At 66.3% G+C, this 14,783-nt stretch carries 8 protein-coding genes; 3 read left to right on the plus strand and 5 right to left on the minus strand.

Annotated features, from left to right (window positions below; translation table 11 throughout):
• The first annotated feature begins 42 nt into the window (after positions 1-42).
• The 3 genes from U5805_RS07095 (at position 43) to pbpC (ending at position 9,408) form a co-directional block, all read left to right on the plus strand.
• The gene (locus U5805_RS07095; RefSeq protein ID WP_322102744.1) at positions 43-831 is read left to right on the plus strand and encodes an SDR family oxidoreductase; all 789 of its coding nucleotides are present in this window, start codon (positions 43-45) and stop codon (positions 829-831) included.
• Between the two features lie 259 nt (positions 832-1,090).
• Entirely contained in the window at positions 1,091-7,180 is a 6,090-nt protein-coding gene (locus U5805_RS07100; RefSeq protein WP_322102745.1) for an alpha-2-macroglobulin family protein, read from the plus strand.
• Positions 7,177-9,408: a penicillin-binding protein 1C gene (gene pbpC, locus U5805_RS07105; protein ID WP_322102746.1), complete on the plus strand. Its 2,232-nt coding sequence runs from the start codon at positions 7,177-7,179 to the stop codon at positions 9,406-9,408. Before U5805_RS07100 ends, pbpC begins: the two co-directional genes overlap by 4 nt.
• Here pbpC and U5805_RS07110 read toward each other — a convergent pair whose 3' ends face one another.
• The 5 genes from U5805_RS07110 to U5805_RS07130 are packed head-to-tail and all read right to left on the minus strand — an operon-like array spanning position 9,409 to position 14,719.
• On the minus strand, positions 9,409-10,893 hold the full coding sequence (locus U5805_RS07110) for an efflux transporter outer membrane subunit (protein WP_322102747.1): 1,485 nt from the start codon (positions 10,891-10,893) through the stop codon (positions 9,409-9,411).
• Positions 10,890-11,846 (minus strand): HlyD family secretion protein, encoded by a 957-nt coding sequence (locus tag U5805_RS07115; protein WP_322102871.1) that lies wholly within the window; start codon positions 11,844-11,846, stop codon positions 10,890-10,892. Before U5805_RS07115 ends, U5805_RS07110 begins: the two co-directional genes overlap by 4 nt.
• Positions 11,847-11,853: 7 nt before the next feature.
• Positions 11,854-12,063: a DUF1656 domain-containing protein gene (locus tag U5805_RS07120; RefSeq protein WP_322102748.1), complete on the minus strand. Its 210-nt coding sequence runs from the start codon at positions 12,061-12,063 to the stop codon at positions 11,854-11,856.
• A gap of 37 nt (positions 12,064-12,100) precedes the next feature.
• Complete coding sequence (locus U5805_RS07125) at positions 12,101-14,239, minus strand: FUSC family protein (protein ID WP_322102749.1); 2,139 nt, start codon at positions 14,237-14,239, stop codon at positions 12,101-12,103.
• 24 nt (positions 14,240-14,263) lie between these two features.
• Positions 14,264-14,719: a MarR family winged helix-turn-helix transcriptional regulator gene (locus U5805_RS07130; protein WP_322102750.1), complete on the minus strand. Its 456-nt coding sequence runs from the start codon at positions 14,717-14,719 to the stop codon at positions 14,264-14,266.
• Positions 14,720-14,783: the final 64 nt, after the last annotated feature.

Consider the following 14,783-nt stretch of genomic DNA (forward strand, 5'->3'; position numbering starts at 1 on the left):
ATGACGTTCATCATGTAAATGGAACTCACAAGGAGAATCGAAATGGCTGTTCGGCCTGCTGTTCTGATCACCGGCGCATCCACGGGTATCGGTGCTGTTTATGCGGATCGCTTCGCGAAGCGCGGCCACGATCTCGTGCTCGTGGCGCGCAACCGTGGCCGCATGGAGGAGCTTGCGGCGCGTTTGCGCGAGCGCGATGGCGTGAACGTCGATATCGTGCGCGCCGACCTTGCGGCGCCCGCCGATCTCGCGCAAATAGAAGCCCGTCTTGCGGACGACGCGCGCATCGGCGTGCTCGTCAACAACGCTGGCGCGGCTGCGCCGGGCAGTTTTCTCGATCAAGGTCCGAAGGTCGTCGGTGAACTGATCGATCTCAACGTGAGCGCCCTTGCGCGCCTCACTGCCTCCGTCGCGCCGCGCTTCGTGCGCGAAGGCAAAGGCTCGATCGTGAACATCGCTTCGGTCGTGGGCCTCGCGCCCGAATTCGGGTTGAGCGTGTATGGCGCGACCAAGGCGTTCGTGCTTTATCTCTCGCAGTCGCTGCACCTCGAACTCGGGCCGAAGGGCGTCTATGTGCAAGCCGTATTGCCCGCCGCCACGCGCACGGAAATCTGGTCGCACGCGGGCGTGGACGTGAATACGCTCAGCGGCGTGATGGAAGTGGGCGATCTCGTGGACGCCGCGCTGGTCGGCTACGATCGCCGCGAAACCGTCACCATTCCGCCGTTGCCCGACGCACAGCAATTCGCCGACTACGATGCGGCGCGTCTTGCCATGTTCGCAAACGTAGCGCAGTCGCAACCGGCAGCGCGTTATCGCGAAGCCATGTAATCCGCTTCACCACGCGGCCGGCGAAAACTCGCTGGCCGCGCATCGACTCCTGCTCGCTTTCCTCCGGTTTTTCCGCGTATTCAGCCCTTTCCGATAGAGCCCGCACGCATAGTAAGGCATGCTAACGGCGGCGCTCGCCTGCGTCCGGCCATTCCTGGCGCGTGACTTCGCGGCGCGCTGTAAGATTTGCCGCACGCCACGCCGAAGCCGCAAAAAATCGCTGCGGGCATGCGCTCATACAAGAACCAGGGATCGGTCGATGCAACGAATAATTCGAAGAACGGGCGGGTGGTGGACGTGGGCGCTTGCCGTGGCGCTGGGCGCGTTTTTGTTGGGGACGTGGCGTGCGGATGCCGCGCGCACGCTCAGCGTTTCGCCGCAGGGCACGGTGTCGCAGGCGCGCCAGGTGGTGATCAAATTCGACGAAGCCATGGTTGCCTTCGGCGCGCCCGATGCGAAAGATCCGGCGCGCGTGCAGTGTACTCCCACGGCCGCGAGCGCGGGACAGGGCCGCTGGATCGACGAAAAAACCTGGGCGTACGACTTCAGGAGCGACGTGCCGCCCGACACGCAGTGCGCCATTACGCTCGCCGAAGGTCTCAAGTCGCAAGCGGGCAACGCGGTCACGGGCGGGCGCCGTTTCGCGTTCTCCACGGGCGGGCCTTATCCGCTGAGCGCGCGGCCTTATGGCGGCGAGATCGAGGAGCATCAGACTTTCGTGCTGATTCTCAACGGCCCCGCAACGCCCGATTCCGTGCGCGACCACGTATGGTGCGAATCGGGCGGGCTCGGCAATCGCATTCCTGTGCAGCCGGTGGATGCCTCCGCGCGCGCAGCGTTGCTCAAGCATTTCGATCTGGAGCGCGACAGTGCGCGCGTGCTCACGCTCGCGTGTCAGCAAACGCTGCCTTCGAGCGCCGAAATGCAGCTTGTCTACGGCAAAGGCGTGAAAGGTCCGAACGGCACGCCGAACGAAGCCGAGCGCCGCTTCGACTACCACGTTCGCGAGCCGTTCACGGCGAGCATGAGTTGCGAGCGCGAGAATGCGAAGGCGCCATGCACGCCGTTGCGGCCCGTCACGATCAGTCTGAGCGCGCCCATTGCGCGCGCCGACGCCGAAAAATTCCGCCTCCAAGGCCCGAACGGCGCAATCGCTCCCACCTTCGACAAGGACAATAAGGATAGCGAAATAAGCGCGATTTCGTTTGCCGCGCCGCTTCCCGAACATGCCGCGCTCACCGTCCAGGCGCCTTCGGGTCTCAAGGACGTGAGCGGCCGCGCGCTGGCGAACGCCGATTTGTTCCCGCTGCGTACGGCCACCGCGCCCATGCCGCCGCTCGCGAAGTTCCCGTCGTCCACGTTCGGCATCATCGAACGCTTCGCGGAACCGGGCACGCCGCCGCTCGTGCCGGTTACGCTGCGCAATGTCGAAGCCGATCTGCACGTGGCCGGTCTCAACTCGGGCGAGGCGAAGTTCGAGAAGCTCGCCGTGCAGTCGGACGCCGACATGCGCCGCTGGATGCGTCTCGTCGATCAATTCGACGGCTACGGCATGAGCGAATCGTCGATCGACCGGCTCATGCCCGGCTTGGTCAAACGCGCGAAATCGCCGGTGGTGATACCGCCGCCTGAAGGCGGCGAAGCGCCGAAGGACCGCACCATCGACGTTCGCTCGCTGTCGTTGCTGGCGAATCAGCGCGGCGTGGAAGTGCTCGCGTTGCCGAAGGCCGATCCGAAAGCGCTGCGGCCGTTCGAGGTGGTCGGCATTCCCGTGCCGAAGCCGGGCTTTTACGTGATCGAACTGGCTTCGCCACGGCTGGGCGCGTCGCTGCTCGGCAAGCCGGTGCCCATGTACGTGCGCACGGCGGTGCTGATCACCAATCTGGGCGTGCATTTGAAGCAGGGCCGCGAAAACAGCGTGGTATGGGTCACGACGCTCGACAAGGGCGAGCCGGTGCCGAACGCCGACGTACACGTGTCCGACTGCAACGGCGACATGATCGCGCAGGGGAAAACCGATTCTCACGGACTCCTGACGATCGACGGCGCGCTCGCGAATCGGCGCGAATGCGCGGACCCCGGCGAAAGCGATCTGTTCGTTTCGGCGCGCATCAACGACCTCAAGACGGGGCCGGACATGGCCTTCGTGCGGTCGGACTGGGATCGGGGCATCGAGGCGTGGCGCTTCAACGTGCCGACCGATACGAGCCGCGAGCCCACGATCCTCGCGCATACCGTGTTCGATCGCACGCTGCTGCGCGCGGGCGAAACGGTGTCGATGAAACACTTTATCCGTGCCCAGACGATGCACGGTTTCGCCTTTCCGCAGCAGTACCCCACGCGCGTGACGATCCGCCACGCGGGCAGCGGTCAAACGTGGCACTTGCCGATCAAGTGGGCCGCCGACCACTCGGCCGACTCCACGTTCAAGTTGCCGCCCGAAGCGAAGCTCGGCGAATACGATGTCTCGCTCGACGACGGCGATCCCGGTGCAACGGCTTCGAGCGAAGGCGACGATAGCGGCGATCCGAACGGCGACGACGCCAACGCGGACGCCGGCGCTCTGCATGTGAACTACGAAACCGGCAGCTTCCGCGTGGAGGCGTTTCGTTTGCCGGTGCTGAAGGGCACGATCGGCGTTCGCAACGAAAAGACATCGCCGCTCGTGGCGGCTTCGCAGGCGCCGGTTTCGGTGCAGATCGACTATGTGTCGGGCGGCGCGGCATCGAACTTGCCGGTGCAGGTTTCCGCGCTGGTGAAGGACACGTCGCCGGCGTTCGCGGATACTTTCGGCGACTTCAGCTTTACGCCTTACGTGCCTTCCAGCAGGGGCGACAACGCCAGCGACGAAGACGACAACTCGCCGCAGGAAGACAACGCCATGGCGAAGCTGGTCGCCGACAAGGAGCCGCTCACGCTGGACCGCAACGGCGCGGGCGCGCTGACCCTGAAGAACCTGCCGAATGTGAACGCACCCAAACGCCTCGCTCTGGAAGCGACGTTCGCGGACCCCAACGGAGAAGTGCAGACCATCAGCGGCGCCGCCACGTTGTGGCCTGCCGCCGTGGTCGCGGGCATCAAGTCGGGCCGCTGGGTTTCGGTCGGCAAGAGCGTGCCGGTCACGGCGCTCGCGCTCGATCTGCAAGGCAAGCCGCGCGCGGGCGTGAAGCTCGAAGTGCGCGGCATTGCGAAGATCACGACCACCTCGCGCAAGCGCATGGTCGGCGGCTTCTACGCATACGATAACCACACCGAGACGAAGGATCTCGGTACGTTGTGCAGCGGCGCGAGCGACGACCACGGTCAGCTCGTTTGCGACGCGAAGCTTGGGGTGGCCGGTAATATCGACCTCGTGGCGACGGCGCGTGACGGCGACAATCACGCCTCCACGGCCACGACTTCCGTGTGGGTCACGCAGCAGGACGAACTCTGGTTCGGCAGCGAGAACACCGACCGTATCGACGTGTTGCCCGAAAAAACGCATTACGAGCCCGGCGAGACCGCGCGCTTCCAGGTGCGCATGCCGTTCCGCTTCGCAACGGCGCTCGTTGCCGTGGAGCGCGAAGGCATTATCGAAACCCATGTGGTGCAACTCGACGGCAAAGACCCGACGGTGGAGCTCAAGGTAAGCGACAAGTGGGGGCCGAATGTCTATGTGTCGGTGCTCGCGTTGCGCGGCCGCATACACGAAGTGCCGTGGTATTCGTTCTTCACGTGGGGCTGGAAAGCGCCGCTCGAATGGGCGCGTGCGTTCTGGTACGAAGGGAGGCAGTACGAAGCGCCCACGCCGCTCGTCGATTTGTCCAAGCCCGCGTATCGCTATGGGCTCGCACAAATTCGTGTCGGCAATGCGGCGCATGAACTGAACGTGAGCGTGACGCCCGATGCAAAACGCTATGCCGTGCGCGGCAAAGCGCATGTTTCGTTGCGCGTGCAACTTCCGGGCGGTCAGCCGGTTCCCGCGGGCACGCAGATCGCCGTGGCCGCCGTGGACGAAGCGCTGCTCGAACTGATGCCGAATCAAAGCTGGAATCTGCTCGACGCGATGCTGCAACAGCGCGCGTACGGCGTGGAAACGTCCACCGCGCAGATGGAAATCGTCGGGCGCCGCCACTTCGGGCGCAAGGCGGTGCCGGCGGGCGGGGGCGGCGGTCATGGCGCCACGCGCGAGTTGTTCGACACGTTGTTGTACTGGAACCCGCGCGTGACGCTCGATGCGAAAGGCACGGCGCAGGTGGACGTGCCGCTCAACGATTCGATCACGCGCTTTCGTATCGTGGCGATTGCCGCGAGCGGCACCGGCCGCTTCGGCACGGGCAGCGCCTCGATCGAAAGTACTCAGGACCTCCAGGTTATTTCGGGGCTGCCGCCGCTCGTGCGCGAAGGCGACGTGTTCCGCGCGCAATTCACGCTGCGCAACACCACGCCGCGCGCGATGAAAGTGGTCGTCACGCCTAACGTGCCGCCGCTCGCGCTCGACGCGCAAACCGTCGACCTTCCGGCCAATGCGTCGCGTGAAATCGCGTGGAGCGTCGCGGTGCCCGACCATCTCGCCGAAGCCGAGCGCCCCGCGCTGGTCTGGAACGTGAGCGCGGCCGAACAAGGCGGCGCACATGCGTCCGATGCGGTGAAACTCGCGCAGCAAGTGAGCGCCGCGATTCCGGTGACGGTGCAGCAGGCCACGCTTGCGCAGGTGGACGGCACGCTCTCGATTCCGGTCGCGGCGCCGGCGGACGCGAGCGCGACGCGAGCGGGCGCGCTGCGCGGCGGCATCGCCGTATCGCTGCAACCGAAGCTCGCGAGCGGTTTGCCCGGCGTGCGCCGCTGGTTCGAGCGCTACCCGTATTCGTGCCTCGAACAGCAAACGTCGATCGCCATCGGCTTGCGCGATTCCGCGCGTTGGCAAACCACGCTTGCGCGCATGCCCGTGTATCTCGACCGCGACGGCCTGGCGAATTACTTCCCGCCGAGCGACGACAGCGCGAGCCACGGCAGTCCCACGCTGACTTCCTATCTGCTCACGGTGACGGACGAAGCCTCGAAACTCGACACGCATTTCGCGCTCGCCGACGCCATGCGCGACAAGATGATCGACGGCCTCACGCGCTTTGTCGAAGGGCGGATCGAGCGTAATACATGGGCGCCGCGTCGCGATCTGGACTTGCGCAAGCTCGCCGCCATCGACGCGCTTTCGCGCTACGGCGCCGCGAATGCGCGCCAGCTCGGTTCGATCGAGATCGCGCCGAATCAATGGCCCACTTCGGCGGTGATCGACTACGCGGGCATTCTCTCTCGCGTGCGCGACGTGCCCGGCCGCGATGCGAAACTCGCACAAGTGCAGCAGATCTTGCGCGCGCGGCTTACGTATCAAGGCACGCAACTGACCTTTTCGACGGCCTCTCAAGACGACCTTTGGTGGCTCATGACGGACCCCGAAGTCAATGCCGCGCGCCTTGCGCTTGCTTTCGTCGACGACCCCGCGTGGAAGGAGGACATGCCGCGGCTCATGACCGGCTTGCTCGCGCTGCAACACAACGGCGCATGGGGCACGACCACGGCGATCGTGTACGGCTCGCTCGCGGTCGAGCGTTTCTCGCGTGCGTTCGAACACGATCCTGTTGCGGGCGCAACGAAAATCCAGTTGGGCGATGTCTCGCGCACGATCGACTGGAACGCGAGTGCGGGCATACCGGCATCGGGCGTACCGGCTTCGGGCATACCGGCATCGGGCATAACGGCTTCGGGCGCAACGGCTGCCTCGCAATCGGCACCTGCGCGCAGCACCGTGCTGGCATGGCCTACGCAACGCGCGGCCATACCGCTTACGCTCACGCAGAACGGCACGGGCAAGCCGTGGGCGACGATCGAAAGCCTCGCGGCCGTGGCGCTGCGCGCGCCTTTCGCGGCGGGCTATCGCATCACCAAGACCATCACGCCCGTGGATGCGGCGGTGAAGGGCGTCTATTCGCGCGGCGACGTGGTGCGCGTGCATCTCGACATCGACGCGCAAACCGACATGACGTGGGTCGTGGTGAACGATCCGGTGCCCGCGGGCGCGACCATTCTCGGCTCCGGTCTCGGCCGCGATTCGGAGGCGGCCACGGAAGGCGAGAAGCAAGACAACGATGGTCAGTGGCCCACCTTCATCGAACGCGGCTTCGACGGATATCGCGCGTATTACGAGTATTTGCCGAAGGGCAAGGTGTCGATCGAGTACACGGTGCGGCTCAACAACGTGGGCACGTTCGGCTTGCCGCCCACGCGCGTGGAAGCGCTTTACGCGCCCGCGACGTTCGGCGTCGCGCCGAATGCGACGATGGTGGTGAAGCCCGTGGATCGCGCATCATGAAAATACGCGGGCTGCTTGCCGTCTGCATTACGCTGATGCCGCTCAGGGCACTCGCGCTGCCCGCGTTCGACGACGTGCGCGCGCAATGGCAAAGCTCGGACTGGGTGCTGCTCGCGCGCGACGGCACGCCGATGCAGCGCACGCGCGTGGAGCACACGGCACGGCGCGGCGATTGGGTGGCGCTCGCCGACGTGTCGCCGGCATTGCGCGAAGCGATCATTGTTTCGGAAGACAAACGATTCTACGAGCACAGCGGCGTGGACTGGCGCGGCGCGGCGGCGGCGGCATGGGCGAATCTCTGGAACACGCGCACGCGCGGCGCATCGACCGTGACGATGCAGCTCACGGGACTGCTCGACGACGACCCTAAGCATTCGGGCCAGCGCTCGGTCGCGCAGAAGGCGGCGCAAGCCGTCGATGCGTTGCGCCTCGAACATGACTGGCGCAAGGATCAGATTCTCGAAGCGTATTTGAATCTCGTGCCGTTTCGCGGCGAGATGGTGGGGCTTTCCGCGCTTTCGCAGACGTTGTTCGGCAAGGCGCCTTCGGGTCTCGACGAACGCGAATCGGCCGTGGCCGCCGCGCTGATTCGCGCGCCCAATGCCTCGTGGCGCAAGGTCTCCGCGCGCGCGTGCCGCATTCTGCGCGACATGCGCGACGCGAACGGCTGCACCAATCTCGATGCGTTCACTCAGCTTGCGTTCGCGCGCCCCGCATCCACGCAAGACGATACGTCGTTCGACAATCGCAGCGAGACTTCACCGCAACTCGCGCCGCACTATGCGCGGCAAATCGCCAGCATCGCGCATCCCGCGCCGGGCGCGCGCGTGCGTTCGACGCTCGATGCGAACCTGCAACGCTATGCGCGCGACACGCTCGCGCGCACGCTCGTCGAACTCAACGCCCGCGCGCATCCGCGTAACGTGCAGGACGGCGCCGTGATCGTGCTCGACAACGCGAGCGGCGAGGTGCGCGCGTGGGTGGGTTCGTCGGGTGGGCTTTCGAAGGCGCGCGAAGTGGACGCGGCGCTTGCGCTGCGCCAGGCAGGTTCGACGCTCAAGCCGTTTCTCTACGCGGAAGCCATCGACGAGCGCCGCGTGACGACCGCCTCGCTGCTCGACGACGCACCGCTCGATCTCGCGGCGGGCGGCGGCCTGTATATGCCGCAGAACTACGACAAAGGCTTCAAGGGCTGGGTGAGCGTGCGCACTTCGCTCGGCTCGTCGCTGAACGTGCCGGCGGTGCGCACGCTCGTGATGGTCACGCCGCATCGCTTCGCGAACACGCTCACGTCGCTTGGCTTGCCGCTCACGCAAAGCGGCGATTACTACGGCTATAGCCTCGCGCTCGGCAGCGCGGACGTGACGCTCGTTTCGCTGACCAATGCCTATCGCGCGCTCGCGAACGGCGGCGTGGCGACGCCCATCGTCGAAATGCCGGCGGTGAAAAATGCGGTACGTCCCCCCGCAAAACGCATTTTCAGCCGCGAGGCGAGCTTCATCGTCACCGATGTGATCGCCGACAACAACGCCCGCACGCGCACGTTCGATTTCGACAGCCCGCTTGCCACGCGCATGTTTTCGGCGGTGAAAACGGGCACGAGCAAGGACATGCGCGACAACTGGACCGTGGGCTTCACGTCGCGCTATACGGTGGGCGTATGGGTCGGCAATGCGGACGGCTCGCCGATGTGGGACGTCTCGGGCGTGAGCGGCGCGGCGCCGGTGTGGGCCGCCGTGGTCGGCTATCTGCATCGGCAGGCGCCGAGCGTGGCGCCCGTTGCGCCGCCTGGCGTCGAACGCGTGCGCGTGACCTTCGCCGATTCCATCGAACCCGCGCGCAACGAATGGTTTCTCGCGGGCACGGCCACGCCGCAGGTAGGGCTCGCCTCGAATGCCGCCGATCTCGCGCGCGGTCCCGCGCAAATCGGCAGCCCGGTGGACGGCACGATCTTCGCACTCGACCCCGACATTCCCGCGCAGCGTCAGCGCGTGTGGTTCGAGCGAGCGACCGGTTCGACTGCGCGCGTGAACTGGCGGCTCGACGGCAAGCCGCTCGGCGGCGCGGCGCGCGTGGCGTGGCTGCCGTGGCCGGGCAAGCATCGGCTCGAACTTGTCGATGCGAAGGGCACGGTGACGGACACGGTGCGCTTCGAAGTGCGCGGCGCGATGGCGAAGCCCGGTTTGGCGCGCGCCGGCGCTACGCAAAACAACGTGGCTTCGCGCTGATCACTGCGCGCCTTGTGTTGCCGATGCCGCTTGCGGCGCCTGTGCGCCTGCCGTTCGATCCGCTTCCCAGCCGCCGCCGAGGGCGAGAAACAGCTTGACCTGATCGAGCGCGACCTGGCCTTCTGCGGCGGCCACTTGCGCGTGCGCGCTCGTGAGCGTGCGCGTGGCGTCGAGATCGGAGAGGAACGACTCGCGACCCGCCGCGTACAGACGGTGAGTTTCGTCGGCGGACTGTTTCGCCGATGTATAAGCGGTGCGCAGCGAATCGGCGCGTTGGTCGTCGGCGGCGTAGGTCGCGAGACTCGATTGCGTTTCGCGCAGCGCGTTGAGCACCACGCCGTCGAAATGCGCGAGCGCGCCGCCCGTTGCCGCTTCGGCCGCGCGTACGCGCGCGCGTTGACCGTTCGCGGGGAACGTCCAATTGATTAGCGGTCCGAACGACCAGCTGTCGGTCTTCTGCTCGAACAGATCGCCCGCGAGGCCGACCGTGCTCACGCCCGCGCCGAAACTCACCGAAGGGTACATTTCCGCCGTCGCCACGCCGATGCGCGCGGTGGAGGCAGCCAGCAGGCGCTCGGCCTGGCGCACGTCGGGGCGCCGCCGCAAGAGCGCCGCGCCGTCGCCCACGGGAATGGGCTGCTTCAACTTCGGCAGGCGATTGCAACTGAGCGCGGCGGGCGGCAGGTCGGCGGGCGCGCGCGCGAGCAGCATCGCAAGCTGATACTGCGCGATGCGGCGGCGGCCCTCGAAGCGCGGAATGTCGGCGGCGAGCGTGTCGGCTTGCGTCTGGCCGCGCGTGACGTCGGGTTGATTGCCGCGACCTGCGTCGCGCAGGCGCTTCGAAAGCGCCACGCGTTGCTGTTGAAGCTTGAGCGAGTCGCGCGCGATGGCGAGTTCCTCGGCGGCGGAGCACGACTCCACATACGCTTGCACGACGTCGGCCACCACGGTGATGCGCGCGAGATCGACGGCGGCTTCCACGGCTTCGTCGTCGGCGCGCGCGGCCTCCACGCCGCGCTTGAGCTTGCCGAACAGATCGAATTCGTACGACACGTTCAAGCCCAGGTCGCCGAGCGTGGCAACCGGCACCTTCTCGAACAGCAGATATTGCTCGCCCGACACCTGCGCGCGCTGAAAGCCCGCCGTCGCGCCGCCCGAAAAGCCGCCTTGCGCGGCGGCAACCGCGACCGCTTCGCGCGAGCGCGCGAGATTCGCGGCGGCCACGCGCAGGTTCGCATTCGATTCGAGGGCTTCCTGCACGAGTTCGTCGAGCGCGGGATCGTCGTAAAGACGCCACCAGTCGGCGGGCACGGCTTGCTGCGAAACGGGCGCATGGTCCGCGCCCGCAATCGGCCCTTGTGCGAGCGGCGCATTCACGAGCGCATCGTTCGGCAGCTTGTAATTGGGCCCGAGCGTCATGCACGCGCCGAGCGCCAGCGCGAGCGGCGTAAGCGCGGCGCTGCGCCAAAGAGCACGCCGTGTCATTGCGAGGCTCCGCTTGCGGCAACCGCATTGCTCGCGGCGCTGGCGTTGTTTGCCGCACTCGCCGGATGTGCGGGCGCGTGAGCGCCGGCTTCGGTGCGCACGGCCACCGTGGCGGTGCGGCCCGCGATCATGCGGAAGTCGTCCGGCACTTCGTCCAGCGCGATGCGCACCGGAATTCGCTGCGCGAGACGCACCCAGCTAAACGCGGGATTCACGTTCGGCAGCAGATTGGGGCTCGCTTGACGATCGCGGTCTTCGATGGCGGCGACGATGCTCTGCACGTGACCGCGCAATGGACGGTCCTCGCCCATCACCGTGATATCGACCGGCTGGCCGATATGAATGCCGTGCAGGCGCGTTTCCTCGAAATAGCCGTCCACGCGGAACGAATGCATGTCGACGACGGAAAGCACCGCGCGTCCCGCCGCAACGTACTCGCCCGTGCGCGGAGCGCGATCGTTCAAATAGCCGTCGACGGGACTCACGATCGTCGTGCGTTCGAGATTGAGTTTGGCGGTGTCCACCTGCACTTGCGCATCGGCGGCGGCGGCTTCGCCTTGCTCCACGCGCGTGCGGCTTTCTTCGAGCGTTTCGCTCGCCACGAGATTGCCGAGCGTGATGTTGCGCGCGAATTCGCGCCGCGCTTGCGCGAGCGTGGCCTTGCGTTGTTCGAGCGCGGCCTGGGCGAGACGCAGCGCCAGCGTGTAGCGCGCCTGGTCGATCACGAACAGCACTTGCCCTTTCTTCACCGCCTGGTTGTCGACCACTTCGACGCGGGTGATGAGGCCGCCCACGTCGGGCGCGACCTGGATCACGTCGGCGCGCACGTGGCCGTCGCGTGTCCACGGCGAGAACATGTAGTAGTTGACGATGCGCCACAGCACGAGCGCGGCTACGACGACGACGATGAGCGTCAGCAGGATTTGTCCCGCGGAGAACCAGGTTTTTTTCACGTTCACGTTAGTTCACGAAGCGATGCGACACGATGATGACGGCAGCCAGTACGAATACGTAGATGCCGAGATCGAAAATGGAACGGTGCCAGACGAGCCGGTAAAAACCGACGCGCGTGAGCACTTTGCCGATCGCGACATTGATGAGGTACGCGATCAGCATCAGCACGAGCACGGCGGGCACGAACACGCCGAAGATATCGATTTCGCCGATCATGGTGCGGATTTCGAAAAGGAGTGAGGGTCGCGCGCGTTCATGCCGTGGCCTCGCCGTTCGAAGGCGCCTGCGCGGACGAAGCCGGATAGAGCGCGAGCCGTACGCCCACGAGCGCATGTTGCGTGTCGCGCAGCCAGCGCTGCGAGACGAGCGCGCGCGGCGGCATGGTTGCGGACGCAACGGTATCGGGCGCGCCCGCGGGCGGCGTTTGCGCGAGCGCACGCGTAGCGACGCTGCGAAGCGCGTCGTCGATGGTGGCGAGCAGCGCGGGCGGCGCGCTTTGACGTTCGCTCGCTTGCGCGCAGCGCGCGTAATGATCGCTCACGCCGGCAAGCACGCGGTCGATCGCGGCGGGCACGTCGCCGTCGAGCTTGCGGCGCGAGCGGCGCAGATCGAGCGCATTGAGCGCGATGCGCAAGTCGCGAAAGCTTTCGATGGATGGGTGACGATGCTCGTCGGAAGCGGCCAGACGCGGCAGCAGTTGCATGAGCCGGTCGAGCATGCGCGAAGTGAGATTGCGCTGGTCGGCGATCGGCGCGGGCGAGGCGGAAAGCGCGACATCGCTCCAGCTCGAACGCAACAGGCGGCGTGCCGCGAATTCGGCGCCGAACGGGCGCGTCGCGCGCACCCAGATATAGGCGAACAGCAGGCCCGCGACGCCCGCGATATTACTATTTAGGAATACCAGGAAATCGGCTTCGTAGGCGCTTTGCACGCTGATGAACGTGGCCGTGTTGACGGCAACGAGCATCGTCACCACGTTGAACGCGGGGCGCGGGATCAGCGTGCCGATCAGGATGAACGGTCCCGCGAATAGCAGCACGAGCATTTCGAAGTCATGCACCTTGGGCAGCGCCACGAATAGATAAAGCCCCGCGAACACTACGCTCGCCGCCGTGGCGAGAAAGAAGCGGAACACCATGGGCGCGGGTTCGTCGAGCGCCGCGAAGAAGCAGCACGCCACGGCCGCGAGCGTGACCGCGCCGGCGCCGTCGTGCCAGCCCGAACTGACCCATAGCCAGCACGCCGCGAGAATCGCGCTCACGGGCACGAGGCACGAGAACAGCATCAGCCCGCGATCGTAGAAACGCTCCGTGCCGCCGAGCCGCCAGTGCCGGTAACGCGGCCGCCACGCGCCGTCCTGATGCGCGATGAGCGAGCGCAGCGCGCGGCAATCCTGCCATACGTCGATGACCTGACCGAGACGCCAGAGCGCATTCGAGAGCAGCGCGCCTTCCCAGCTCGTGAGCGCGTCGCGCGCCGGTTGCAGCGTGGCGATGCGCGCGCGCAGGCTTTCGGCGGTGGGGTCGCCCATTTCGTCGTGCATGTCGGCCGTGCGCGTAGGCAGCGGTTCGTCGAACCAGTGCGCGGCGTCGTTGAGCAGCGTATCCAGTCCTTCGGGCCACGCTTTCAAATCCTGGCGCAGCGCGATGAGCGGGTCGGCGAGCGCGGAAATCATCGGCAGAAAGAGTTGCATGCGTCCGCGCAATTCCTGTGCGCGCGCCAGAATGCCCGGATGCGAATGATCGTAGCTCAATTGACTGAGCAGAAATTCGAGCTGGTTCACGGTGCTTGCGAGCCGCTGGCGGCAGGCGGAAACCGCTTTGCCCGCGATATGGCCCGAGAGCGTTTCGCGGCCGTACCAGGCGGCGTCGCGGAACCATGCGTCGGCGCGCTCGATCAGCGTGGGCGCGAGGCGGCTCGGCAAAATATTGCTGCCGATCACGCTCGCGCAAATGATGCCGAGCGTGATTTCTTCCGTGCGCGCGATGGCCACGTCGAACACGGTGGTGGGGTCGGTTACGGTGGGCAGCGCGATGAGGGGCATGGTATAGCCCGCGAGCATGAACACGTAGCTGCGCGCCGTGCGATCGGACATCGCCAGATAGAGCAGCGTGCCGGTCCATGTCGCGACGATCACGCTGAACAGCATGGGCGTTTCGACGAACGGCGGCACGAGCGCGATGGCGGCCGCCGCGCCGAGCGCCGTGCCGAGCGCGCGATACAGCGCCTTCGAACGCGTGGCGCCCACGAACGGATTCGACACGATATACACGCTCGCCATGGCCCAGTAAGGGCGCGGCAACTCGAAGACGAGCGCGAGATAAAGCGCGAGCATGGACGCGGCGAAGGTCTTGACCGAAAAGAGCCAGTCGCGCAGGGTCGGGTAGGTCATGTTCCGCTTTCGGCTTTGGCCGTTTCAGTCGTGAAGGAGCGCGTCGGCGCCTTCGGCCGCGTTGAACGCGTTGAGCACGCGCAGCGTCGCTTCCAGGTCGGCGCGCGTCACGCCCTTGAGCACGCGCGAGCGCAATTCGCGCAGTTCGTCCTCCATGCGTGCCGTGACGGCGACGCCTTCGTCGGTCAGGGAAATGGTTTTGGCGCGGCGGTCGGCGGGGTCTTCGTCGCGGCGCACGAGACCGGCGGCGCAAAGCTGATCGAGCAGACGCACGAGCGAAGGCCCCTCGATGCCGACGTGTTCCGCGAGCGTCACCTGGCGCACCGCTTCGCCAAGACGGCCGGCCGTGAGCAGCGGCGCGGCGCACGCCTCGGACACGTTGTACGCGGTGAGGGCGCCGTGACTCGTGCGACGCCATTTGCGCGCCGCGACCACGAGCGTGCTGCTGACGGCGAGGCGTAATGTATGAAGATTCGACATCGGCGGGATGATAGCCCAAGGCGATTCGATAGCAAACTATCTTTTTGAACGCGGCGCCACGTCG

Origin of the sequence: Paraburkholderia sp. J41, from assembly GCF_905220235.1 — a bacterium.
GTDB lineage: Bacteria > Pseudomonadota > Gammaproteobacteria > Burkholderiales > Burkholderiaceae > Paraburkholderia.